Origin of the sequence: Dyella sp. OK004 (genome assembly GCF_900114495.1) — a bacterium.
GTDB lineage: Bacteria > Pseudomonadota > Gammaproteobacteria > Xanthomonadales > Rhodanobacteraceae > Dyella_D.
In genome coordinates, this window is sequence record NZ_FOZI01000001.1 from 1,117,474 (window position 1) to 1,141,017 (window position 23,544).

At 62.6% G+C, this 23,544-nt stretch carries 21 protein-coding genes and 1 tRNA gene; 7 read left to right on the forward strand and 15 right to left on the reverse strand.

Translation table 11 applies throughout. The features are described from left to right. The first annotated feature begins 1 nt into the window (after position 1). Together BM338_RS04970 and BM338_RS04975 are read left to right on the forward strand one after the other, a co-directional pair. The gene (locus BM338_RS04970; RefSeq protein ID WP_090449693.1) at positions 2–574 is read left to right on the forward strand and encodes an L-threonylcarbamoyladenylate synthase type 1 TsaC; all 573 of its coding nucleotides are present in this window, start codon (positions 2–4) and stop codon (positions 572–574) included. A gap of 190 nt (positions 575–764) precedes the next feature. Then, positions 765–2,138, forward strand: coding sequence for an AMP-binding protein (locus tag BM338_RS04975; protein ID WP_090449694.1), 1,374 nt, complete (start codon positions 765–767; stop codon positions 2,136–2,138). 158 nt (positions 2,139–2,296) lie between these two features. On the opposite strand, the gene blaOXA is transcribed toward BM338_RS04975, so the two are convergent. Next, positions 2,297–3,139 (reverse strand): class D beta-lactamase, encoded by an 843-nt coding sequence (blaOXA, locus tag BM338_RS04980; protein ID WP_177229227.1) that lies wholly within the window; start codon positions 3,137–3,139, stop codon positions 2,297–2,299. 153 nt (positions 3,140–3,292) lie between these two features. Between blaOXA and purD the strand changes: the two genes are divergently transcribed. Further along, the gene (purD, locus tag BM338_RS04985) at positions 3,293–4,576 is read left to right on the forward strand and encodes a phosphoribosylamine--glycine ligase (protein ID WP_090449696.1); all 1,284 of its coding nucleotides are present in this window, start codon (positions 3,293–3,295) and stop codon (positions 4,574–4,576) included. Positions 4,577–4,586: 10 nt separating this feature from the next. On the opposite strand, the gene BM338_RS04990 is transcribed toward purD, so the two are convergent. The 3 genes from BM338_RS04990 to BM338_RS05000 are packed head-to-tail and all read right to left on the reverse strand — an operon-like array spanning position 4,587 to position 6,099. Continuing rightward, a complete protein-coding gene (locus BM338_RS04990) occupies positions 4,587–4,964 on the reverse strand; it encodes an iron chaperone (protein ID WP_090449697.1) in 378 nt (125 codons plus the stop codon). Then, positions 4,961–5,668, reverse strand: coding sequence for an aspartate/glutamate racemase family protein (locus BM338_RS04995; protein WP_090449698.1), 708 nt, complete (start codon positions 5,666–5,668; stop codon positions 4,961–4,963). The genes BM338_RS04990 and BM338_RS04995 overlap by 4 nt, the downstream gene beginning before the upstream one ends. Beyond that, positions 5,665–6,099 carry a GFA family protein gene (locus tag BM338_RS05000; protein ID WP_143109248.1) on the reverse strand — a complete coding sequence of 145 codons (435 nt, stop codon included), beginning with the start codon at positions 6,097–6,099 and terminating at the stop codon, positions 5,665–5,667. Before BM338_RS05000 ends, BM338_RS04995 begins: the two co-directional genes overlap by 4 nt. Positions 6,100–6,237: 138 nt before the next feature. Here BM338_RS05000 and BM338_RS05005 point away from each other — a divergent pair, with 138 nt between their 5' ends. Continuing rightward, complete coding sequence (locus BM338_RS05005) at positions 6,238–8,112, forward strand: MFS transporter (RefSeq protein WP_090449700.1); 1,875 nt, start codon at positions 6,238–6,240, stop codon at positions 8,110–8,112. Positions 8,113–8,127: 15 nt separating this feature from the next. On the opposite strand, the gene ampE is transcribed toward BM338_RS05005, so the two are convergent. The 8 genes from ampE to BM338_RS05045 form a co-directional block, all read right to left on the reverse strand. Next, complete coding sequence (gene ampE, locus BM338_RS05010) at positions 8,128–8,997, reverse strand: regulatory signaling modulator protein AmpE (RefSeq protein ID WP_090449701.1); 870 nt, start codon at positions 8,995–8,997, stop codon at positions 8,128–8,130. Positions 8,998–9,085: 88 nt separating this feature from the next. Next, positions 9,086–10,081: an NAD(+) diphosphatase gene (nudC, locus tag BM338_RS05015; RefSeq protein ID WP_090450118.1), complete on the reverse strand. Its 996-nt coding sequence runs from the start codon at positions 10,079–10,081 to the stop codon at positions 9,086–9,088. A gap of 13 nt (positions 10,082–10,094) precedes the next feature. Next, positions 10,095–10,472: an iron-sulfur cluster insertion protein ErpA gene (gene erpA / locus BM338_RS05020; RefSeq protein ID WP_090449702.1), complete on the reverse strand. Its 378-nt coding sequence runs from the start codon at positions 10,470–10,472 to the stop codon at positions 10,095–10,097. 49 nt (positions 10,473–10,521) lie between these two features. After that, positions 10,522–10,947, reverse strand: a complete 426-nt coding sequence (locus BM338_RS05025) for a bactofilin family protein (RefSeq protein WP_090449703.1) — start codon at positions 10,945–10,947, stop codon at positions 10,522–10,524. Next, positions 10,934–11,686 (reverse strand): DUF6776 family protein, encoded by a 753-nt coding sequence (locus tag BM338_RS05030; protein WP_090449704.1) that lies wholly within the window; start codon positions 11,684–11,686, stop codon positions 10,934–10,936. The genes BM338_RS05025 and BM338_RS05030 overlap by 14 nt, the downstream gene beginning before the upstream one ends. Positions 11,687–11,815: 129 nt before the next feature. Continuing rightward, complete coding sequence (bfr, locus tag BM338_RS05035; RefSeq protein ID WP_090449705.1) at positions 11,816–12,286, reverse strand: bacterioferritin; 471 nt, start codon at positions 12,284–12,286, stop codon at positions 11,816–11,818. Between the two features lie 143 nt (positions 12,287–12,429). Next, positions 12,430–12,627, reverse strand: coding sequence for a (2Fe-2S)-binding protein (locus BM338_RS05040; protein WP_177229228.1), 198 nt, complete (start codon positions 12,625–12,627; stop codon positions 12,430–12,432). Between the two features lie 65 nt (positions 12,628–12,692). Beyond that, on the reverse strand, positions 12,693–13,250 hold the full coding sequence (locus BM338_RS05045) for an RNA pyrophosphohydrolase (protein WP_090449706.1): 558 nt from the start codon (positions 13,248–13,250) through the stop codon (positions 12,693–12,695). A 178-nt stretch (positions 13,251–13,428) separates the two neighbouring features. Here BM338_RS05045 and BM338_RS05050 point away from each other — a divergent pair. Together BM338_RS05050 and BM338_RS05055 are read left to right on the forward strand one after the other, a co-directional pair. Continuing rightward, positions 13,429–13,505, forward strand: a tRNA-Met gene (locus tag BM338_RS05050). 219 nt (positions 13,506–13,724) lie between these two features. After that, a complete protein-coding gene (locus BM338_RS05055) occupies positions 13,725–14,981 on the forward strand; it encodes a tyrosine-type recombinase/integrase (RefSeq protein WP_255367187.1) in 1,257 nt (418 codons plus the stop codon). Positions 14,982–15,186: 205 nt separating this feature from the next. Here BM338_RS05055 and BM338_RS05060 read toward each other — a convergent pair whose 3' ends face one another. Both BM338_RS05060 and BM338_RS05065 read right to left on the reverse strand, forming a co-directional pair. Continuing rightward, on the reverse strand, positions 15,187–17,700 hold the full coding sequence (locus BM338_RS05060; protein WP_090449707.1) for a S8 family peptidase: 2,514 nt from the start codon (positions 17,698–17,700) through the stop codon (positions 15,187–15,189). Between the two features lie 40 nt (positions 17,701–17,740). Further along, a complete protein-coding gene (locus tag BM338_RS05065) occupies positions 17,741–18,733 on the reverse strand; it encodes an AAA family ATPase (RefSeq protein ID WP_090449708.1) in 993 nt (330 codons plus the stop codon). Between the two features lie 547 nt (positions 18,734–19,280). On the opposite strand from BM338_RS05065, the gene BM338_RS05075 reads away from it, so the two are divergent. Further along, entirely contained in the window at positions 19,281–21,947 is a 2,667-nt protein-coding gene (locus BM338_RS05075; RefSeq protein ID WP_090449710.1) for a hypothetical protein, read from the forward strand. Between the two features lie 177 nt (positions 21,948–22,124). On the opposite strand, the gene drt2 is transcribed toward BM338_RS05075, so the two are convergent. Next, positions 22,125–23,399 (reverse strand): antiviral reverse transcriptase Drt2, encoded by a 1,275-nt coding sequence (gene drt2 / locus BM338_RS05080; RefSeq protein ID WP_177229229.1) that lies wholly within the window; start codon positions 23,397–23,399, stop codon positions 22,125–22,127. Between the last annotated feature and the right edge of the window lie 145 nt (positions 23,400–23,544).

The following is a 23,544-nucleotide window of genomic DNA, read 5'->3' on the forward strand; positions in this document are numbered from 1 at the left end:
GGTGGCACGGTCGTTCACCCTCACCCAGCTCGATGACGCCGCCGCGCTCCTGCGCGGCGGCGGCGTGTTGGCCTACCCCACCGAAGCGGTCTATGGCCTGGGTTGCGACCCGCATAACCAGCAGGCCTTCGAGCGACTGTTTGCGCTGAAGCAGCGACCACCTACGCAGGGCGTACTGCTGATCGCCGCCGATTTCGCCCAGGTCGAGCGCTACATCGATCTGGCCGCCGTGCCGGCCGATGTGCTGGCGCAAGTGCAGGCCAGCTGGCCCGGCCCAAATACCTGGATCTTTCCCCGTTCGGCCGCCGTGCCGGCTTGGGTGGCTGGTGCACACGCCGGCATCGCGCTGCGTGTGACGGCGCATCCGCCGGCCGCGGCGCTATGCCAAGCCTTCGGTTGTGCCCTGGTATCCACCAGCGCCAACCCGCACGGGTCGCCGCCGGCACGTTCGGCAGCAACGGTGACGACCTACTTCGGCGAAGCCCTGGACGGTGTGCTGGACGCGCCACTGGGTGGCCTGGAACGCCCCACGGCGATACGCGACGCCCTGACCGGCGCTATCATCCGCTCCTGACCCGTGCCGGTTTGCCGGCCACCATGAACGCGCTCTGCACGCCTCTGGCGCCAGTGGGGAGTGATTCAGCGGTCATCGCGAGGATGGGGGAATCCTCGCCTGGGTTTTCATTCGTACCCAGCGTTGCCGGCCTGTAGGGGCCGGCTCGACGAGGCATGATTTGCCGCATCGGACTACAGGGAGACATTGCTTGGCCATCGTCTACGACAGCTACCGCCACGATCTTGCCGCGACCGGCCTGCCGCTGCTTGCCGCCGGCAATCCCGCGCGCACCGTGGCCTGGCATGACGGCCAGCCAGTCAGCGCGGCGCAGTTCCTGGCGCATGTGCAGCAGGTGGCGGCGGTGCTGCCCAGCGGCTCGGCCGCGGTGAATCTGTGCGAAGACCGTTATGCCTTCCTGGTCGCCTTTTGCGCCATCGTGCTGCGCGGCCAGGCCAACCTGCTGCCGTCGTCGCGCGCGCCGCAGGCGGTGGACGACGTGATGGCCGGCTATCACGGCAGCTATGCGGTAGGCGAGCAGGTGCTGGATCCGGCGCCGCCCGGCTATCACCGCATGCCTGCACTGGATGCCGCGCCGACACAGGGCGATCTGTTCGTGGTGCCTCTGATCTCCGCGGATCATGTGGTGGCGATTGGCTATACCTCCGGCTCCACCGGTGTGCCCAAGTCGTATCCGAAGACCTGGCGCAGCTTCCACGCCAGCAATGCCGGCAACCTGCGCGCCTTGCGCGCTGTGGTCGGCGGTCATTTTGATGTGGTGGCCACGGTGCCGCCGCAGCATATGTACGGCATGGAAACCTCGGTGCTGCTGCCCTTACTCAGCGACGTGGGCGTGCATGCGGGGCGTCCGTTCTTCCCCGCCGATATCGCGGCCGCGCTGGCCCAGATGCCCGGTCCACGTGTTCTGGTGACCACGCCGATCCATCTGCGTGCGCTGGTCGAATCCGGTGTGATGCTGCCGCCGATCGCTGCGATGATGTCGGCCACCGCGCCGATGCCGCCCGAGCTGGCGCGCACCGCCGAAGAACGCTTCGGTGCGCCGATGCTTGAAGTCTTCGGCTCCACCGAAACCTGCGTGATCGCCTCCCGCCGCGCGGCGGATGACGAGCCGTGGGCGCTCTACGAAGGCGTGCATCTACATCCGCAGCCGGATGGCACTGCGGTTGAAGCGCCGCAGTTGGAGACGCCGATCACCCTGGCTGACATTGTCAGCCTGCAGGATGAGGGGCGTCGTTTCCGTTTGTGCGGCCGGCACGCGGACTTGCTGGAAATCGCCGGCAAGCGTGCGTCGGTCGGCGACCTTACTCGCCGCCTGCTGGCCATCCCGGGCGTGCAGGATGGTGTGGTGTTCCAGCTGGACGGCGATGTGATCGGCGTGAAACGCATCGCTGCCCTGGCCGTTGCACCGGGGCTGGACGAACACACCATTCTCGAAGCCCTGCGCCATTCCATCGAGCCGGTGTTCCTGCCGCGCCCACTGCGCCTGGTTGATGCTTTGCCCCGTAATGAAACGGGCAAGCTGCCGCGCGCTGCGCTGCTGGAGCTGCTCGGCCAGCGCGCGTAGGAGCCCATCCTGCGGGCGAAAGCCTCGCGCCAGCGGGGCCGATGTGGAAGGCTGTTTCACTCGGGCCAACCATGGCCCTCACCTTACGGACGGCTTACGCCGTGCAAACCGGCAGTTCTGCCGGTTTGTCGCCCACAGGTGGGCTCCTACAGTGATTCTCAGTCGGCGGGCGGCAATGCCCCAAGCTGCGTCAGCAATTGCTTCGCCAGCGCCACTCGCTTGGGTGCATCGCTGAAGCGGGGCATGTCGACGTTCAAAGCAAAGAACCAGCGGCGTCCGTCGCGTTCGATCCAGCCTACATACCAGCCTAGTCCGTCATGCGCCGCATTTTGCGCGGCGTCGTTGCCAAAGCCCGTTTTGGCATGCAGCTCATAGCCCGGCTGTGACTCGGTGATGCTGATGCGGCGTACGGCTTCCTGCGCGCTCGAGGAGAACGGCAGTTTGTTGTCGGCAAGCCGACGCAGGAAGTCCACCTGCTGTTCGGCAGAGATACGCAGTTTGCCGCCGAGCCAAAAATGGTCAATGCCCCCGTTGATATCGCGATTGCCGTAACCGACCTTGTCGATCCACGCTTGCATGCGTTGCTCACCCGCCCGGCGGGCAACTTCCTGATAAAACCACAACGTCGAATAGCGCATACCGCTGGCAAGACTGTTGTCACGATTCCATTCCGCGATGGGCGAGTCAGCGGGACCGCGTGTCTTGCCGTCCCAGCGGATCACCTCGTACTCGTCCTTCACCGCGCCGGTTTCCAGCGCTACCAGCGCGTTGAACAGCTTGAAGGTGGAGGCCGGCAGGTAGCCATGGCGGGCGCGCTGTGCATCCAGCACGTGCCAGGCGTCGGCCTTCTCGTCGTACACCAGCATGGTGCCCGGCGGCACACCAGCCTTGGTGAACAGGGCACGCCATTCCGGGTGCTCCTGCCACACTGCCGCTTGCGCCGGCCGGCCAAGGCCGATCAGCACGAACAACAACGAGTACAGCCAGACGAAGCGCTTCATGAGTCTCTCCTTGGGCATGCCCCGGTTCGGGAATCGGGAGCATAGGCGGCCATTCGCGCGACGGGCGGGCGCAAATCTGGCCGTGAGCAGGCAAGCAGCCGGTACAATAGCGAGCTACGCCCGGCGGGGCGTTCCTCAGCAGCGGAGCAAGGCATGAAGGTTCTGGTCATCGGCAACGGCGGGCGCGAGCACGCGCTGGCGTGGAAGCTCAAGCAGTCGCCGCGGGTCAGCGAAGTGATCGTGGCGCCGGGCAATGCCGGTACCGCGCACGAGCGCGGCGTGCGCAACGCCGATGTCGCTGTGAACGATCTGGAAGGCCTGCTCAAGCTCGCCCGCGATGAGAAGATCGCGCTCACCGTGGTCGGCCCCGAAGTGCCGCTGGTGGCCGGTGTGGTCGACAAATTCCGCGCCGCCGGCCTGCGCATCTTCGGGCCGCGTGCCATTGCCGCGCAGCTTGAAGGCTCCAAGGCTTTCGCCAAGGATTTCCTGCTCCGCCATAACATTCCCACCGCGCGCTACGCGGTGTTCACCCAGCTCAATCCGGCACTGGCCTATGTGCAGAAGCACGGTGCGCCGATCGTGATCAAGGCCGACGGCCTCGCGGCCGGCAAGGGCGTGGTGGTGGCGCTGACGCTGGCCGACGCCGAGCAGGCGCTGCACGACATGCTCGGTGCGCACAGCTTCGGTGACGCCTCCGCCCGCGTGGTGATCGAGGAATTCCTCGATGGCGAGGAAGCCAGCTATATCGTCATGAGCGACGGCAACCATGCCTTGCCGATGGCCAGCAGCCAGGACCACAAGCGCCGCGACGAGGGTGATCTTGGTCCCAACACCGGTGGCATGGGTGCGTATTCGCCAGCGCCGGTGGTCACGTCCGAAGTGGAGAAGCGCATCCTCAAGGAAGTGATCGAGCCGACCCTGCATGGCATGGCCGCTGAGGGCGCGCCCTTCATCGGCTTTCTCTACGCCGGCCTGATGATCGACAAGTACGGCGCACCCAAGGTCATCGAGTTCAATGTGCGCTTCGGTGACCCCGAAACGCAGCCGATCATGCTGCGCCTGAAGTCGGACCTGGTCGAACTGATCGAAGCCGCACTCGACGGCGAGCTGCATCACACATCCATTCACTGGGATCCGCGTCCATCGATTGGTGTGGTGGTCGCGGCTGGCGGCTATCCGGGTAAGGTGAAGAACGGCGACGTGATCAGCGGTCTCGATGCGGACTTCGGTGCTGACGTGAAGGTATTCCACGCCGGCACCAAGCTGGACGCGCAAGGTCATGCCGTTACGGCCGGCGGGCGCGTGCTCACGGTGTGTGCGCTGGGCAAGGACATTGCCGCCGCACGCGAGCATGCCTATGGCGCGGTGGCGAAGATCCGTTTTGACGGCGCCTTCTGCCGGCGCGATATCGCGCACCGGGCATTGCACAGGACATAACGCGGCGCCCCTATCGGGCAGATGGCTTTTTTGCCGCTGCTTTCGCCAGGTTCTGCTTCGCGCGCAGTTTCACGATGCGTTCGATCAGTCGGTAAGGGATCGGTTGATCGAAGGGGAATTTCAGATTCCCCTTCTCGCCCGCATAGGCTGACACGGCTTGCTCGAGCCTGGCGTCGCCATGCACCGGCGGATAGAGCCCGATGTGCTTCTTGAAGGCCGCGAAGTACACCAGGGTGCCGTGCAGGGTGAACGCAGGAATGCGGTAGCTGATGGTTTCCTGCGCATTGGGCGCGGCACGGTGGATCGTTGCCCTTACCTGTTCAAGGATCGCCTGCACGTCGGGCGTGAACCCTGCAATGTATTCGTCGATGTTCCGCGGCGTGGTCACGATGACTCCCGGGATGACAGGGCCAGTTCGGCTGCCTTGCGGGCGTGGATGCCGGTGGTGTCGAACAGGGGCAGCGTCGCATCCTGCGAGCCGATCAGCAGCGATATCTCGGTACAGCCGAGAATGATGCCTTCCGCACCTTGTTCGGCCAGCTTCGCGATGATGCGGCGGTATTCGTCGCGCGACGCATCGAGCACCTTGCCGAGGCAAAGCTCCTTGTAGATCACGCGATGGATGATGTCGCGATCCTCGGCTTCGGGCACCAGAACGTGCAGCCCGTGCCGCTCACGCAAACGGTCCTTGTAGAACCCCTGTTCCATGGTGAAGCGGGTACCGAGCAGACCGATGGTGGTCAGGCCCGCCTGTTTGATGACTTCAGCGGTGGGGTCTGCAATATGGAACAAAGGAATACGCACCGCGGACTCGATGGCGGCAGCGACCTTATGCATGGTGTTGGTGCACAGGACCAGGAAATCGGCGCCGGCGGATTCGAGCGATCGCGCAGCCTGGGCGAGCATGCTGCCCGCGGCCTCCCAGTTGCCGCTGTGTTGCAACCGTTCCACTTCGTGGAAATCGACGCTGTAGAGCACGATCTTTGCCGAGTGCAGGCCGCCCAGATGCTCACGAACCGTTTCGTTGATCTGCCGGTAGTACGGCACGGTGGATTCCCAGCTCATGCCGCCGATCAGGCCGATGACTTTCATGGGGTGTCTCCTGAAGGCAACGGCGATGCCCCCGTGCTGCTTCCCGCGTAGTGAGGAAGGGTGTCATTGAGGCATGCCCATGCCAGCTTGTGCTCGACCCAGATTTCCTTGGTCGGCGCGAAATCGTTCGCGGCGTCGAGTGTCGCCGTGGTGACATCGATGGTGTCCCCCTTGGTGGCACGCCGGTAAGTCAGCGGTGTGCCGCATTGGGAACAGAAGCCGCGGACTACGCCGGGAGATGACGAAAACTCGGCGGGTGCTCCCTCCACAAAAGCGAAGTCATCCGTACGGAAAACCACCCAGGCGACGGCAGCCGCGCCGCTGGCGCGGCGGCAGCTTCTGCAATGGCAAAGAGTCCGCGCGAGCGGCGCACCGCTGGTGCGATAACGGACAGCGCCGCACAAACAGCCGCCTTCGATGGGACGGTCCATGATCTGCTCCAATGGCAGGAACCCGGTCTTTAGTTGTGCCACATTTGATCCGCCACGCGAAGTGGCTTCGGGAAGACAGGGGACGGCCAGGAAGCGTTCAAGCTACGCTAGCCGCCACGCTTTTCGCCAAGGACATGCATGAGCCAGTTCGCCCTGCTAGGCAGTCGCCGCTTTGCGCCGTTTTTCTGGACCCAGGCGCTGGGTGCATTCAATGACAATGCGTTTCGCAATGCGTTGCTGGTCCTGGTGGCCTTCCAGATGGGCTTGGATGATCACGCGGTGGCGCTGTATTCCAGTCTAGCGCCGGCGCTGTTCATCCTGCCGTATTTCCTGTTCTCGGCCACGGCCGGACAGCTGGCGGAGAAGTACGAGAAGACACGCATCATTCGCTTCGTAAAGCTGTTCGAGATCAGTGCGATGGTTTTGGCGGCGATCGGTTTCTATACACACCACGTCAATCTGCTACTGGTGGTGCTGTTCCTGATGGGGGTGCATTCCACCGTGTTCGGCCCGATCAAGTACGCCATCCTGCCGCAGGCGCTCAAGCCGCAGGAGCTGGTGGGTGGCAACGGCCTCGTGGAGATGGGTACGCAGCTGGCCATGCTGATCGGCATGATCGTCGGCAGCTCATTGATGCGTATTTCGGGCTTCGGGCCGATGGCGGCATCAGTGACCACCATCATGGTGGCTCTGTTGGGTTATCTGGCCTGCCGGCAGATTCCGCCGGCACCGGCCACTGCCCCGGAACTACGTTTCAGCTGGAATCCGTATTCGGAAACCGTAAGAGTCCTGAAGCTGACCCGCGCTAACAAGGCGGTGTTCAATGCGGTGCTGGGTATTTCGTGGTTCTGGTTCTTCGGCACCATGCTGATCACGCAGTTACCGAACTACACACGCATCCATCTCGGCGGCGACAGCTCGGTATACATTCTGGTGCTGACGCTGTTTTCGCTCGGAACCGGCCTGGGATCGTTGTTGTGCGAGCGCATGTCGGGCCGGCGCGTTGAGGTGGGCCTGGTGCCCCTCGGCGCCTTTGGTCTCACTGTATTCGGTGTAGATCTTTACTTCGCACGCACCGGCATGGCGGCAGCGCACGGACTCGACTGGATGGCTTTCCTGCAGGCGTCCGGCAGCTGGCGACTCGTGATGGACCTGACGCTTATCGGCGTGTTCTCCGGCTTCTTTGTGGTGCCGTTATTTGCCTTTGTGCAAAGTCGCACGCCGCGTGAACAGTTGTCGCGAGTGATCGCCGGCAACAACATTATCAATGCCTTGTTTATTTGCCTGGCCTCGGGCCTCGGTCTTGGCTTGAACTCGCTGGGCCTGCATCCCTCGCAGATCTTCCTGATCACCGCGCTGCTCAATGTGGTCGTCGCGGTCTACATCTTCACCCTGGTGCCCGAGTTCCTGATGCGTTTCATCACCTGGGTACTGGTGAATACGCTGTACCGGGTACGCGTGGACGGTACGCAGAACATCCCGGAGGAAGGTCCGGCGCTACTGGTATGCAACCACGTGAGTTTCATGGACCCGCTGCTGCTGATGGCGAATTTGCGCCGTCCGGCGCGATTCGTTATGTACTACAAGATCTTCAATATTCCGCTGCTCAACTTTGTGTTCCGTACGGCTAAAGCGATTCCGATCGCTGGGCAGAAGGAAGACCCCGAAGTGCTGCAGCGCGCCTATGACGAGGTGGATGCCGCGCTTGCCGATGGCGAGGTGGTCTGCATTTTCCCCGAGGGCGGGCTGACCAAGGATGGCGAAATCGCGCCCTTCCGTCCGGGTGTGGCGCGAATTCTCGAACGCCGCCCGGTGCCGGTGGTGCCGATGGCCTTGCGCGGCCTATGGGGCAGCGTATGGAGCCGGCGCGACACCATGTTGCGTCGCGCGCGGCTGCCGCGCCGTTTCAGGGCGCGGGTGGAGTTGGTGGTGGATGAGCCGATCGCCGCGACCGATGCGCGAGTGGCGACGTTGGAGTCGCGCGTGCGCGAGCTGCGCGGCGATCTTGCGTAGTGCGGTCGGGCCGGCTCAGCCCATCCAGCCGGCCAGCACGATCACCGCGACCACGCTGAGCCAGCCCAGCAAGGCCCGCACCAGCGCGCTGCGCAGACGGCGCAATTCGGCCAGGACGTCGCTGCGTTCTTCGACGTAACCGTCGCCGGCCTCGATATCGACCTGGATATCCGCGCGCGCGGCGGCGCCCAGGAAACCGGGGCCTTCGCGGAGCCAACTGCCGGGGACGGCCTGTTGATGCCACTGGCGCCATGCACCGATCACCGCGTCCCAGTGGCCGACCAGGGCCAGGGTCAGCACCATCAGCTGGGCTGGCAGCCAATCCAGGCCATGAGCCAGCGTGCGCGCGAATGAACGCGCGTTGCTGTCGAGGCCCAGTGACCCATCGTGGTTCAAGGTTTGCGCAAGTCGGTACATCAGTGCACCAGCCGGACCAAGAATGAAGAACCACAACAGCACGCCAAAGCGGCGATGCAGCGCAGCGTAGGCTGCGGCCTCGCCCACGGCGACGGCATTCCAGGCCACCGGTTCGCCGTCGTCCGAAAGAGCTTGTGCAGCCGCTTCGCGGCTGGAGCTGTCGGGCGCTTTCAGGATGGCTTCGAGATCGGCCTCGTACGCGTGCGGGCCGAAGCAGTAGAGCAAAACCACTAGCGAAAAAATTAGCCGCAGCAGATCGGCCATCGGCGGCAGGCTGATCAGCCAGATCACCAGCAGGCACAACACGATGGGTACCAGCCAGGCGACCAGCACGCGCCCAGGGCCGCTGGTATCGGCGAGTTGCGCGACCCAGCGCCGGAAGCCGCCATCGCCGCGCCAATGCGCGAGCTGGGGCTGCAGATGCAGCAGGCCGAGGGCGATAAGGGCGGTGAGCAGGCTGACGGCCATGTATGCGGACTCCCTAGCGATGCACGCATTGTAGGAGCGCACCCTTTGCGCGAACAGCGGCCAACACCACTGGACGAAGCGTTTGGACTCAGCGCTGGGCGGTGGTCTTGCGCGCCTGCCGCGCTTCTTTGCTCAGCGTGTCGAGATCCAGGCCGGCGCGCAGATGCAGCCAGTGCGACAGCAGGCGATACGACACCGACAGCGGCGGCGAAGGCAGGAAGCTGCCGTCGGCCAGTCCGTCGACGATCTGCTGCGGGGTAAACCAGCGCGCGTCTTCCAGCTCGTCGTCACGCAGGCGGATCGCCGGGGAGATGGCCTTGGCGAAGAAGCCGACCATCAGCGAGGCGGGCAAAGGCCAGGGTTGCGAGGAGTGGTAATGCACATCGCCGACCACGACGCCTGACTCTTCGGCGACTTCGCGTCGCACCGCGTCTTCGAGTGCTTCGCCAGGTTCAACGAAGCCGGCCAGGGTGGAATAACGGCCTTCCGGCCACCCAGCCTGACGTCCAAGCAGGCAGGCACCTTCGTGTTCCACCAATACGATGATGGCGGCATCGGTGCGCGGGAAATGCAGGCGTCCGCATCCGGTGTTGGTGCATTGGGCACGATGGCCGGCGGCGACCAATACCAGCGGTGCCCCGCAGCGGGCGCAGAACTGCGTTTCGCGCTGCCAATGTGCCAGCCCCTTGGCGTAGGCAAACAGGCCGGCTTCGTCGGCGGGCAGGTGCAGACCGGCATCGCGCAAGCCGGCACGACGGGCACCGAGCTGAGTCTCCAGCGCAGCGGCGCGGTCGCTATCGTCCACCGACAACATGAAATGCGGGCGCTCATCGGCGAAACCGAGCAGGCTGGCCTTGAGGTCGCCGAGCAGATCCTCGCGTTCGCGGGCATCGAGCCAGCGCAGTGTTTCGCGATCGTGCTGCAGGTAGGTTTCGCCCAGAGCGTCGAGCAGGATGTAGCGCGCATCCGCCGAAGCGGCTTGCGCGTTGACCCAGGCGGTTTCGTCGCGGCGCTCGGCCACGCGATCCAGGATCAGGCTCAGACCGGCGAAAGTATTGGGGCGCGGAAGAGGCGTGCTGTCCATGCCCATGGTGTGCTCAGGTCGAGAAGGAGGAACCGCAGCCGCAGGTGGTCTTGGCGTTGGGGTTGCGGATGACAAATTGCGAACCGCTGAGGCTCTCCGCGTAGTCAATCTCCGCACCCGTCAGGTACTGCAGCGAGAGCGGGTCGACCAGCAAGGTGACGCCTTCGCGCTCCAGCGCCAAGTCATCTTCGGCCTGAGCTTCGTCGAAGGTGAAACCGTACTGGAAGCCGGAGCAGCCGCCACCGCTGATGTACACCCGCAGCTTCAGGGAGGGATTGCCCTCTTCCAGAATCAGCTCGTGCACCTTGCGCGCGGCGGCCTCGGTGAACACCAGCGGGGCGCCAGCGCTGCGGTAATCGGGAACGGTAGGAAAGGGGACGACAGTATCCATGGGGGTTCAGATGGGGCCGTTGAGGCACGCCGACAAGGATACCGCGTTCTCAGGCCGGCACGGCCTCCGCCTCGTTCAGTGACGGCGCCGGCAGTTCGCCGCGGACCGGTTCGCCGGTCTGGTGCGCCATGCGGCCGTTCACCTGCGCACCGGCCGACATCTCCAGCGTGCTGTAGCTGACGTCGCCCACGATGCGCGCCTGCGGCGCCAGTTCCAGGCGCTCGCTGACCTGCACATTGCCCTGCACCGGGCCGTTGATGATGGCGTGCGGCACACGAATCTCACCCTGTACATGACCATGCTCGCTCAGGGTAAACACCGCATCCGGGCCTTCACCCAGCACGGCGCCTTCGATGCGGCCGTCGAGATGCAGTGCGCCGCTGAAGCGCAGGTCGCCGTGGATCACGGTGCCGCGGGCGATCAGGCTGGTGTCGTGGCTGGTGCTGGCGCGTTCATTGCGCTTACGGCTGAGCATCGTGGTCCCCTTGTATCGTGGTGATATTGCCGGTGAGGGCATCGTTCCAGGCCACCGTGCGGCTCACGGCCTCGTCGCCCGCAGGTTGCACCGTGATATGCACGCGGGTGGGTCGCACATCGGCGGGCAGCACGATGGTGGCATTGAGTTGTTGGAAGTACTTGAAGCGGAACGGCAGGCCATCCTTCTGCACGGTGGCGCCGAGTGCAGGCCAGTCGAGCTGCACCACTTTGTCGGCGCGCAGGCCTTCCACGCTGACCTGCACCTTGCCGGCGACTTCCTCGCCGCGTCTGGCGTTCTGGGTCAGGCTGAGCGTGAGGTTCCAGCCGTGCGTGCCGGCCACCGGCTGCACTTTGACTTCCTGCACCTTGAGCCCTTCGCGCTGGGCATCGCCGCCGACCAGGCGCGCATAAAAGCCCAGGTCCGCGCGCAGGCCGCTGATCTCTTCCTCGCGCTCGGCCAGTGTGCCGCGCAGGGCCTTAGTGGCGATCTCAGTGACCTGGGCGGAGCGCTGCAGGTTGGAGACTTGCTGCTTGAGATCGTCATTCTGTTCGGACAGCGTTGTGAGCTGGCGATGTTCCGAGGCGGCAGGAGTGGCGTGTCGTACCAGCAGGCCGGTGACCAGCCCCGTGAGCAACAGGCTGCCCAGCCACGCCAATCCGAGCCATAGCCACAGGCGGCGCTGGCCGGTTGCGTCGTGCGAGCGCACGACAAAGCGCGGTGGTGGGCGTGAAGCCATGCGGGGCCTCCCGGGAAAACCCACGGTATAGCCGTGCCGCGTCGAGACCGTCAAGGAACCGCCGCACGCTTCAGCAGGGCGCGCGGCAGTTTCGGAGGATTACCTGGATTATTGCGAAACGGTTACCGCTCAGCTCGACATCTTGCTCTGCAGATAGCGTTCGGCACCGATGTCCTTGACCAGGCTGAGCTGGGTTTCCAGCCAGTCGATATGTTCTTCCTCATCGTGCAGGATGGTTTTGAACATGTCGCGGCTGACATAGTCGGCAATGCCTTCGCTGTAAGCGATGCCTTCGCGCAGGTCCTTCACCGCGGCCATTTCCAGGTCCAGGTCGCCCTGCAGGCATTCCAGCACATTCTCGCCAATGCGCAGCTTGCCCAGATGCTGCAGGTTGGGCAGGCCTTCAAGGAACAGGATGCGCTCGATCAGGTGATCGGCATGCTTCATTTCCTCGATCGATTCCTTGTACTCGTGCTCGGCGAGTTCGCCGTAACCCCAGTCCTTGAACATGCGGTAATGCAGGAAATACTGGTTGATCGCGGTGAGCTCGTTGTAGAGCACCTTGTTGAGGAACTCGATGACCTTGGCGTCGCCCTTCATGGTCCTTTCTCCCGATAGCTAACAGCCGGTAACTATACGGATTTAGGCGCGGGGATGACGGAACGCAAATGGAAATGGTTCGCTCATGCGAACGCGCGCCCGGGCAGTGGACGTGAAGAAAAAAGATAACGGAAGGAGTGCGCTCAGGCCGTGACGACGGGGAGCTGCAGCAGTACCTGCTCTACTGCCTTGCCGAGCGTGGCGCGTGCTTCCTGTTCGCAGCAACCACAGCAGTCGGAGCAGCCGGTGCGAGCCTGCAACTCGGCAAAGCTATGCACGCCATCGGCCGCGGCGCGGCGAATGTCGTGATCAGTGACGGCGTTGCACATGCAGATATACATGCGGCATATGGGAACGCAAATGCGAATGATTGTCAACAATTAGGCTTAAGTGCCGCAAAAGGCGTTCAGGCAGCCTCGCGCCCCCCGCGCGGGCCTGGGCCAGGGCCCGCCTCGTCGGGCTGCGGCAGATTGCCGAGCTGCACGCTGAGCAGGGTTTCCACCAGCGGGGCGAACTGGCGCAGCGCCCGCTCGTAGACCTGCCGCTTGAAGTTCACCACGTGATTGGCCGGGTACCAGAAATCCACCCAGCGCCAGATATCGAATTCGGGCTTCTCGCTGGCGTCGAGACGCAGCGCATCCTCACCGCCGACCAGCTTGAGCAGGAACCACACCTGCTTCTGGCCGATGCAGGTCGGGCGCTGATGGTGGCGGATATAACGACTGGGCAGCTTGTAGCGCAGCCAGCCGCGGGTAGCGCCGATCACCTCGACGTCGCATGCGGCGAGGCCGGTTTCCTCCTCCAGTTCGCGGTACATGGCCTCCAGCGGCGTCTCGTCGCTGCGCATGCCGCCCTGGGGAAATTGCCAGCCGTCGCGATTGACGCGGCGCGCCCAAAATAGGCGGCCGTCTGCGTTCAGCAGCACGATGCCCACATTCGGACGGTAGCCATCGACGTCGATCATGTCTTCTCCTCGGGCCTGCCGGTGCGTGCCTGAAACCAGCAACACCTTGTTCCCGCGAACGATTCAACCACAGCGCGCGAACAGGCGGCAAGCCAAGACTTGAACCGAAGGGGCGTCGCAACTAAACTGCCCGGCCCTCGCCCAGGCACATCCCGCCTGGCAGCGACGACCTTACCGTGGCTAGGTAGCTCAGATGGTTAGAGCGCGGCACTCATAATGCTGAGGTCGGCGGTTCGATCCCGCCTCTAGCCACCATTCTCTCTTCTCATACGATCTCACGCGATCTCGGAAACGCCCCGCAGGGCGCATTCTGGCGCGGTTTTCGTCGATCTGTGGTCTCACGTAGACTCGCTTGATCGCAGCAAAGCGCACGCATGTTGTGAGTATATTTGTGAGTACAAAGCGGCCTCCGGGCAGCGCTTCGAGGGAAGTACTCACAGCGCACCGGAAGGCGGCCTCACGGAGAGAGACAGCGTGTCGAAGTTGACTGTGCTTGCGGTTCGTAATGCGGAGCCGCGCGAGAAGATGTATCGCTTGCCTGACGGCAAGGGGCTGAACCTACAAGTGGAGCCGAACGGATCAAAGTATTGGCGCCTGCGATACCGCGATCCCGCCGGCAAGCCCAAGATGCTTGGCCTCGGCGTTTATCCCCCCATGACGTTGGCTCAAGCGCGCGAGGCCGCTGACGACAAGCGCCGCCACCTGGCCAACGGTGTTGACCCTGTGGCGCAGAGACGGGCCGAAAAGCTGACTCGGGCTGTTGCGGCCGAAAATACCCTCGGGGCTGTCGCGCGCGAGTGGATCGAGGTCAAGCGGATCGGCTGGGCTGATAGCTATACCGAGAAGGTCGTACTGCGGCTAGAAAACGACGTGTTTCCCTGGCTCGGCGATCGCCCACTGAAGGAAATCGCCGCGCCGGAAATCTTCGCTGTCCTGCAGCGCGTCGTCGCGCGCGGCACTCTCGATACGGCGCACCGGATCCGCCGGCATCTGAGCCAAATTTTCCGGTACGCCATTCCCACCGAGCGCGCAGATCGAGATCCGGCAGCGGATCTGAAAGACACGCTGCCTGAGCTGATCTCTGGACGCTTTCCCACCATCACGGAGCCAGCCCGCATTGGTGAACTGTTGCGAGCGATTGCCGGCTACACAGGGACGTACATCGTGCGCGCTGCGCTGCAGATTAGTCCGCGCGTCTTCTGCCGCCCTGGTGACCTTCGCTTTGCTGAGTGGACGGAAATGGATCTAGAGCGAGGTCAATGGGCTGTGCCGGGCGCGAAGTTGAAAGGACGTAAAAAGCAAAAAGCTATTGCGCCGCCACTGATCATCCCTCTATCGCGGCAGGTCGTTGCAATTCTCAGAGAGCTGCGGCCGATTACTGGCCATAGCCAGCATGTGTTTCCGAATGCGGTGCACCGCGGCCGCCCCATGTCAGAGAACACTCTTAACGCTGCGATTGCACGACTTGGTTTCAAGGGCGAGATCGTCACACATGGTTATCGGCACATGGCTAGCACGCTGCTTAACGAGGCGGGCTGGGAAGGCGATTGGGTGGAGCGACAGCTTGCGCACAAGGACAAGGATACAGTCCGCGATATCTACAATCAGGCGCGATATCTCAAGGGTCGTAAGGACATGCTTCAGGCGTGGTCCGACTATCTCGATCAGTTGCAGGCGGATGAAGTTGACGCGGATATCCGGCCGATGGTTCGAAGCCAGTCTGCGGCTTAAAAGCGATCCCGATCGGCGCTGGGGGCCATTACCGGATTACTCTAGTGCACACGCAACCAGGAAGACCAACCGTGCAACGCCTCAGAAATCAGCTGGAGGTCTTCGTGCGAGTAGCTTTCACGCGAGTTGCTGGGGACATGGCGACTCCTTCGTTGGTCAATCGCATGGCGAATATCTAAGCCTGATGCCACCGGCGCCCGGGGCGTCATCTCGGGATGGTCGTCTCGATCGGAGTCGCAATCGCTGCCTGAATAGGCGTATACAGATCTACTTCAAGCTCCTGATTGACCTCGAGGGAAACGATGAGAGCGTAGCGGACTGCGTTTGTGCTCTGACAAGCGTCCCTCCAATCCTTCCACCACCCACCCACGGGAAACACCGCCAAGTGCGACTTGGCTGCGAGCTGTGCGGCCGTTCCACGCCACACATCGGATTGAATGGATCCGCGTGCCCTCAGCTGACTCCCAAATAGCCACCCCTCGGTGTCCGGGTCGTTCATGGGTTGTCGGTGCAATCCATCTGCGGCTTCGGCGTCCTCGCGCTCGATCTTGTTGATGCGCTGCCCGAAGATCTCCGCTGTTTCCGTCGCGCCTTTCACCGCGAATCGGAGTCCGTGCGACTGATAACGGAACTTGCTCTGCCAACCACGCTGGCTCGGATTGGGGTCGATGAAGTAGGACAGAGTGATGCGCATCTCAACGAGTGCCTCGCCCAACGCCGCCAGTGCGTCAGAGGGCCACGGCAAGGTGTGCATGTTGAGCTGGTTGAGTTTGATGTCCGACCTATCGAGTCGATACGGCGTCAAGCTTTCCTGAAGGACCAGCGTCGGCCTCCACGTGTCGGAGTTGAGCGTGTTATAGCCATTGACAGCGCCGTACCCAAACTGACGAAGGAGTGCTTCCTTGTCGTCACGAGCCCGATTCAAAGGGAGTTGCGCGCTCATCGCCGGCGTGTACCGCGCACCGTGCACCACGAGGGCACGAAGGGTTTCCGGCCAGTAGTCCGGGTAGCGCGTGCTCAAATGCGCGCACAGTCGCGATACCTCCGCGGCGGCGGCGCTGGTGTCTCCGGTTTCGCTGAGGAGCGCCCGAGCCATGTCGCGATGTGTGGTCAGCAGCCGCAGGCTTTCCGGACCGACCAGGGGCTGTCCCTGATCAAGCGAGCCGTTGCCGCCCTCGGCCACCACATCCGGCTTGAATGGCCAGGAACGCTGCCAGAGCATCGTCGTGGTCGAGCAGGGGGAAAGCGCCCCCATGGGTGCAATGCCTTGAAGCCCTGGCCATTTCGCGTGGTCGATGAAGGTCAGGTCCGTGTAGGCGCCGACAGTGAGGGCATTCCATGCCTGGCCAGGGCTTTCGATGCTTTCCACATGGTTAATGTGGGGATAGCCGTCCCATTTGGGCCACGGGATATTGCCGCCCGACAGCACAAATAGGCGTCGCTGCCGCGGTTCGTCGTTGTCGGGCTCCAGCGTCCCACGACCACCCGCCGCCAGGCGATCGATGGTCGCCGACCACTCGGACGGTAGGCCGGTGGAGGCTTCCGTACAGGTGGACATCATCGCGAACGTGCGCCGGCGATCGAGCGCAACACCCTCGACGACGCCGACCGCCTGCTGGGTCACCCAGCCATACAGGTGATAGGGATGCTGTCCCTGGGGAGGATAGATGTTGACCGACTCCAGACGGTGCGGGACCGCATGGGCCTCCGTGGAAGCCAGAGGATGGGTCAGGTTGCCATGCAGCACAATGCCGGCCATCTGCGTGCCGTGGCCATCGGCATCAGCGCCATTCCACGTGGGCACCAGCGCATGCAGATCCGCGGCATCGAGGCTGGATTGAATGAGGGGGTGAGCTTGCGCGACGCCCGTATCCAACAGCGTCACATAGGCCGCCTCCGCCGATCCGTTGGCCTCCAGGCGCCCGGTGAGATCGCGCACCCACTGCACTTGATCGACCGGATTCAAGTCAGAGAGGAAGAATTCGGCCGTGGGTTGGACGGAGCGAATCTCCGCCATGACATCCAACAGCTCAATGGCCTGTTCGAGCGCGGCGCGGGTCGTGCGTGCGGCGACGACAATGCGCCCGGGAAACGGCACGTAGCCGGTTTCAACGATGATACCCAACCGCTCAGCCACCTGAGCGAAGGAGCGTTGTGTGGCCGCCGGATCACCGGCTTTGACGCGCAACCACAGCTGGAACCATTGCTCGACCTGCGCCGGCGGCGGATTGATCGGATCCGTCCATAACTCATCGAAGGCCGCCTGGCGGAAGCTCTCGATCACATTGACTAGGGCTGCGTGTTTGGGCTTGCCGTACTTGGTGTCCTCACTGATGTACTCGCGGATGCGCTTCTCGAAGGCCCCCAGTCGCCCGTCGGGGATATGCACGACAATGAGATCAAAGTCGTCATGCGAAGTGACGTTCAGCACCTCGATGCCGTCGCGCTTCCAATCCATGGCCTTGTAATCAAGAAAGCCTTTCGGACGAAGCTCCACCGCGACGGTCAGGCCGACGGCGGCCGGAAGGTTCAGCGCTTCCCGTCGCCTTTTGAAATCAGCTTCCGCGCGATGCAGTTGTTGGAGCTGCTGGAGAAGGCGCTGCCCATGCGTGCGTCGCTCGCGGGCTGGCGCCGGCGGCCGCTGGACCATAAGGGTCGATTTGAACGGTCGAGCCTCAACATAGGCCGACGCATCCAGATGTTTGAGCGGTTCTGCCACAGACTGCCCCCTTCCCTGGACAGACGATGTCAGCCTGTCCTTAGCTGAACTTCATGTGGCGGAGGCTAGCAGAACGTTCATCGAGATGCTGCAGGACACTTTCCTGGCTGACACCCGTCTGGTTCTCGAGGACGGCATCCTTCATCGCGTCCTGGCAGGCGCGCACGATATCCGAGTGCGACAAGCCATTCGCCGCGGCCACCAACCTCGTGTAGTCCAAGGTCGGCCCGTCGAAGAGCGCCAAGCTGTTACGCAGTAACCGCTCGATCTGCGAAACATCAGGCGCTTCATAGCGGATGACGTCGTCGAAGCGCCGGAAGAGCGCCGTATCCAGGGATTCTCCGTGATTTGTCGCGGCGACGATCAGGCTTTCCGAGGCGTCCTGCTCGATGAGCTGCAGGAACATGTTCAACGTGCGCCGCATCTCGGCGACGTCGTGCTGGCTGCCACGTTGCAGGCCTAGCGAATCGAATTCGTCGAAGAGGTAGACGCCACGCGTCGCCTTCAAGGATTCGAACACCAGGCGCAGCTTCGACGCACTCTCACCCATGAACTTGGTGATAAGGCTATCGAAGCGGGCAACGAACAGAGGAAGGCGAAGCTCAGCCGCCAACACACTGGCCGTCAGCGTCTTTCCGGTGCCCGGGGGGCCGACCAGCAGCAGCTTGCGGCGCGGTACCAGACCGTGGCCACTCAATCGCTCGTGATAGCGCTGTTCGCGAAGCACGCGCTCCAGCTTCAGCGCGACCTCCGCCGAGACCACCATTTCAGTCAGATGGTGACGGGGGTATTGGACCGTCAGTAGCTCAGCCAGCTCGCCCTTGGGCTGAGCCAGCGGCACTGGGCGCACGGCAGGCCGGCTCACCTGGCGCACTTGAGCGGCCTCGATGAGCGCCTTCAGTTCGGCTGCCAGGCGGGTATGGCCCTTCTGGGCTTCGCCGGCCGCCATCTGCAGCGCGACGGCGGTGAACTGCGCATCCTGCTCGCCGGCGTAGGCACGCAATAGAGCTATGAGTTGATCGGCTCGCGCCATACGACGTCCTCCAATCCCGAATGGTAACCGGAGCACCGGTGAAACTTCGCCTGTGCTGTTATAGCAATGATGTGCGATAGTCGCAACATGACGTTGATCTCGTTTCCCTCATCCCAGCGCGAACTCCTCATTGCCGCCCGGGGGCAAGAGACCCAGGCCGCGTTTGCGCGGCGGCTGGGCATCAATCGGTCGTCGTTGTCGAGGTACGAAAGCGAGCAGCTGGGCATACCAACCGCGGTGCTCAATGTCTGCCTTGTGTGCATCTCGGCACAGCTTCAATCGGGAAGCAACCCGGCCATCCAGCAGGCACTCCGCCTGGTCCGCCAAGCCACACAGACCCTCGAACGTGTGGCCAACAAAGAAGCATCTGGCAGGTAGGTCAAGTCTGTCTTGCGGGTGTCGCTCCGCCTGAGATTCGCGTGCGACGGCCACCCTCCGTCCATCTCACTGCGCTTCCCCGGATCCATCGTGGCATGCGTTGCCACTATCGATTCCCCTGGCTGCTCCCCACAATGGTCATCCTGGATGCCACCGACCTACACCGCCGATGTCACTGTCTCTTCAGGAACTGATCGACACCATCGAGCCACCGCCAGCGACCTCGCCGGAGGCTGCAGCGGACCGGCTCTATATGCAAAGGGAATACCGAGCCGCGGCGGCGGCGTATCGCGCGCTAGAAGACAACGGCGCGCGCATTCAAGAGAAACTGGGTGCATCGCTTGAAGACACCGGGGACCATCTTGCAGCGAGGCATATATTCCGCCCCATCGAAGACGACCTGTCGCCCATCGGTAAGGCTATCTACGCCCAGACCCTGTTTGCCTCGGTCTCGAGTTGGGGAGGGCGAGAAGGATATGACGCGGAGCCCGAGGAGGGCATTCGCGTCCTTGAGTCGGTGCTCAATTTTGATGTGCCACCCCACTTCGCGTTTGTTGTCGCTGCGCGGAACCGCTACCACTGGAAAGGCGACGGGGGCCGGGCCAGCATCGGTGACCAGATCATTCGCGGCGCGCATCTGTATCCAAGGTCCGAGCTGCTGCTCCTCGATGCCGACTGCATACGGCAGAGCGCGCAGGTGGACCCAGCCGAGTCCATCCAACCCCTACTCAGATTCTCGATCGACGTCGGAGTCACCCCACGGCTGCTTTGGACGATCCATTGGCGCTACCGGCAGCTCCAGCGGCCAGAGGAAGCGCTGAGCTCGCTGACCGAAGCCATCGATTGCCAGCGACGGCAGAACGGTACCAGAGACACCCTAGGCGTCCTTCTCGCGCAGCGCGCCCAGATGCACCTTCAGGCCGAAAGCTATGCCGAGGCGATCGCGGATGCGGGCGACGCCGGCGCGCTTTGTACGAGTCATGATGAGCGGATGGCGTCGGCGCTAATCGCTTGCCTGGCCGCCCTGAAAGCAGATCAGCGTGCCGCCGCCGACGAGGCCGCCGCTGCGTTCCTTGATGCGCTCTTCGCGGAGAATCAGCTGCCCTGGTTTACCGCCGCCGAACTCCATGGCCGCATGGGGGGCGAGAACTGGTCCGGTTTCGAGATCGTCCACTTCGACCTCACCATGACGGCGTTTGCCGGGAAACTGGAGCGCCTGGGCGATCCCATGCATGCAGGGTGGTTTCGCTATCTCATCGCCTGCGAAGTCATGGATGATGCCACCGGTGAAGGCGACAACGTGGAGCACGACTGGGCCGCTCTGGGCCGCATTCTCGGCAACGCAGCACAACTCACACAGCATCACCCACATGTAGAAGCCCTTGATGTTCGCGTGCGGGGCGAACTGCCTGACGCCGACTGGGGCGAGCTTGGTTGTCGCTGGATGAGCGCCTGGATCGCTATCAATGCCGCCGACGGCAATACTCCGGATCCCACCGATCTTCCGAGCCACCTATACGCTCACGCCCACCAGCGTGACCTGTTCTTCGCCGGCATCGCCAAGGCCTTGAAGGCATCCAGTCCGGGTCCTCACGCTTTCAATGCTCTCGAGGCGGCGGAGATCGTGTCGTACCTGGTCGACAAGAAGATGGCGCGGATCCTATACGACATGCTGGCCAGCATCTGCATCGATGACGACCGCACGGATCCCCTGTTTTTCCTCGGATGGTCGGCCCAGACGGTGAATCTTCGTTCGGAAGCCTTCCGTGCGTACTTCGACCTCTTGGACCAGGAACCCAACACCGTCGTCGCCATCACCAATGCGCTCCTGATGTGCGATCACGAGAGCATGTCCGGTCAGCTGGACCAGGTGAGGCAACGGGTTGCCACCTTCAAAGCCGCTGTCGATGACCGGGAGCGTTACACTAAGGTCGATGAGGCATTCGAAGCCGCACGTCGGCGTTGCCTCAGCAAGCGATCGCGGCTGACGGAGACCCTCACCGAGGCGATGCGTGGCTATGCCCAATTTGGCGATCGATCGGCCACGCTGAAGAACTTGTCGCTGCTAGACGCGATAACGCTCGTGGCGCTCTTGAGGACGGCACCCCCGGCGGGCGATCAACTGTTCCTTCCCCGGGTAAGCAAGGGCAGCATTCCGTTCGCGCGTCTGATGCAGCATCGGCACGGTTTCTTCGGGCTAATGCAGCATGGATTGATTTCACCTGGCCAGACGACAGATTCTGCCAGCATCCAGCGAAAGGAAAGTGGCTCGTACGCGTGGGATTTTCCTGAGATTGATTGGCATATCAATCCCCACGCCTTGTCCCTGGCGGACGAGATGCGCGCCATCCCACACGGCGGACTATGGCCAAAGCACTGGGCGGGCGCCGCGCGTTTGCTGGCCGTCGACTTCGCGCGCGAGGAAATTGCGGCGTATCTAGACGAGCAAGCGGCGGCTCGCTACTGGCCTAAGCCCGATCGCGATGATCGTTTTCAACAACTCTTGGCGCTCTTGGTCGAGCGCGTGTCCGTGGCTGAGGCGTACAGTCTCATCTACATGGGCGCCATGTCCGCCGCGGACAATAAAACCAAGTACCCGACCAGCGCCACCCAGGCGAGCAACCTGATGGTCAAGCGGACCGGTGAACGCCTGGATCGTGTGATGTCGGGGGATCTAACGCCAAAGGTCTATGACCGATCGTGGAATACTCCTCGCACACAAATGCACCTAGCGCTCTGGGAGGACGTGCTGGGCATGGCCGATTCGGGGTTCACGAGCAGGCTGGCCCAGCTGAGGTTTCCGGGTGAGCGCGCGGTCCGAAAGAAGGGCCATTGAGGCCCTCGGCGCCCGCTCATCAACGGATGGCCCAGCGACGCCTGAACTTCTTCCAAGGTAGACGGCCAGGATGTCATTGGATCGCCCAATGAAATTGCCCAACATCCATGGGGTCACCTATCCGTTATCGGGCAGCGAAGCTCCAGGCTACCAGTGCATTTCTCGCTTGCTTATGAACTAATCTTCCTCGCTGGCTCGTTCGATGGCTTCATCAATAGCGCGCGTGCGGCGTGAGATCTGTTTGTCTATCGCCTCGCTCTGGGTAAGGCGAGCGGCGCGGGTTGCGTAGGTCACAAAGTTCCTCGGTCCTACATATAGGTAGGACCGATTGAGCTTTCCTCGTTTGATTGGGACCGATGTAACAGGAACACCTTTCATGCGTGCTTCCTTCGTGCGGGCACGGTGTGCCTGACGAACACCTTGGCGCATACGACTATAGAACTTCGCGACGCCACCATTTCGAAGTCGAACTTTTCGCCCATCGAAGATGAGTCCAAGGTACTGCAAGGCTGGTTTCGTCACTGTCCCCGAGGGACCGAAGTAACACTCTTCAAGCTTGTCAGGCTGCACTTCCAGCTTGATCGAAGCGACAAGCTCTTCTATGTAATCCTTTGCGGCGACTGCGTGCTGCGGCGGCACGATGCATAACACGTCATCACAATAGCGGCGATAGAGGCCGCCCCATGCTTTGATTTTCTCGTTGAGCACGCGATCGAAGTCGAGCATGTAGATGTTGGACAGCACCGCGCTGATAGGGGTGCCTTGAGGAATGCCCTTGTCGAGCAAGTGCTTGTTGAGGTGGTTTCCGCGAACGATCTTGTTTCGAAATTCCAAGGCACTGCATATGCGTGTGCGCCCGGACGCCTTGGGGGCATACGGACTGATTCCAAACATTGCATAAAGCGTGACCTGCCAGATCCACGTATAACGCGTAAGCGATCGAAACAACGCGTAGTGATCCGCCGGTAGCGAACGTTCATCGAGGATGTCGGCCCACCTGTCCCGCAGGATCCGGTGGTCAAGATTGTCGAAAAAACCGCTGATATCGTAGGCGAGTGCTACGCAAGGGCGTATCAAGTTAATCCATTCAAAAGCTTCGCGGGCGAAGTGGATGTTGCAGCGCCCATCTCCAGTTCGAAACGCCGTGACGACATCGCTAAGGCCTAGTAACCCTAAGCGATGCTCGTATTGCCTGGTAAGCGCGGCGGCATAGAACGCATACAGCGCTGCATCACGATGGGAGGCGTAGCTAATGGGACGCTTCTTCTCTTTTCGTATGAACACTTTGCCCTGGCGTTTGATCTTACGAGTCACCTGGACCCGAGTGATCATGGGCAAGAACTGCCACTTGGCAACTTGAATAGGGTCGGCGACAGCCGCTGCGATGACGCTTCGGCGGGGTGGCTCGTCCAAATGAAGATAGGACCTGGCGCGAAGCGGATCGTTGCTCATAGTTAGCTGAGGGAGAGGGCCGCGGCTACCCATACTAGCCCCCTCAGCTTCCGGAATCCCTAGGGACCCTCGACGGGGCATCGCCCTGTCACCGCTGGTGTAATCACACTGGTATTAAACTGCTCACTGAGGATCGCTCGCGTGG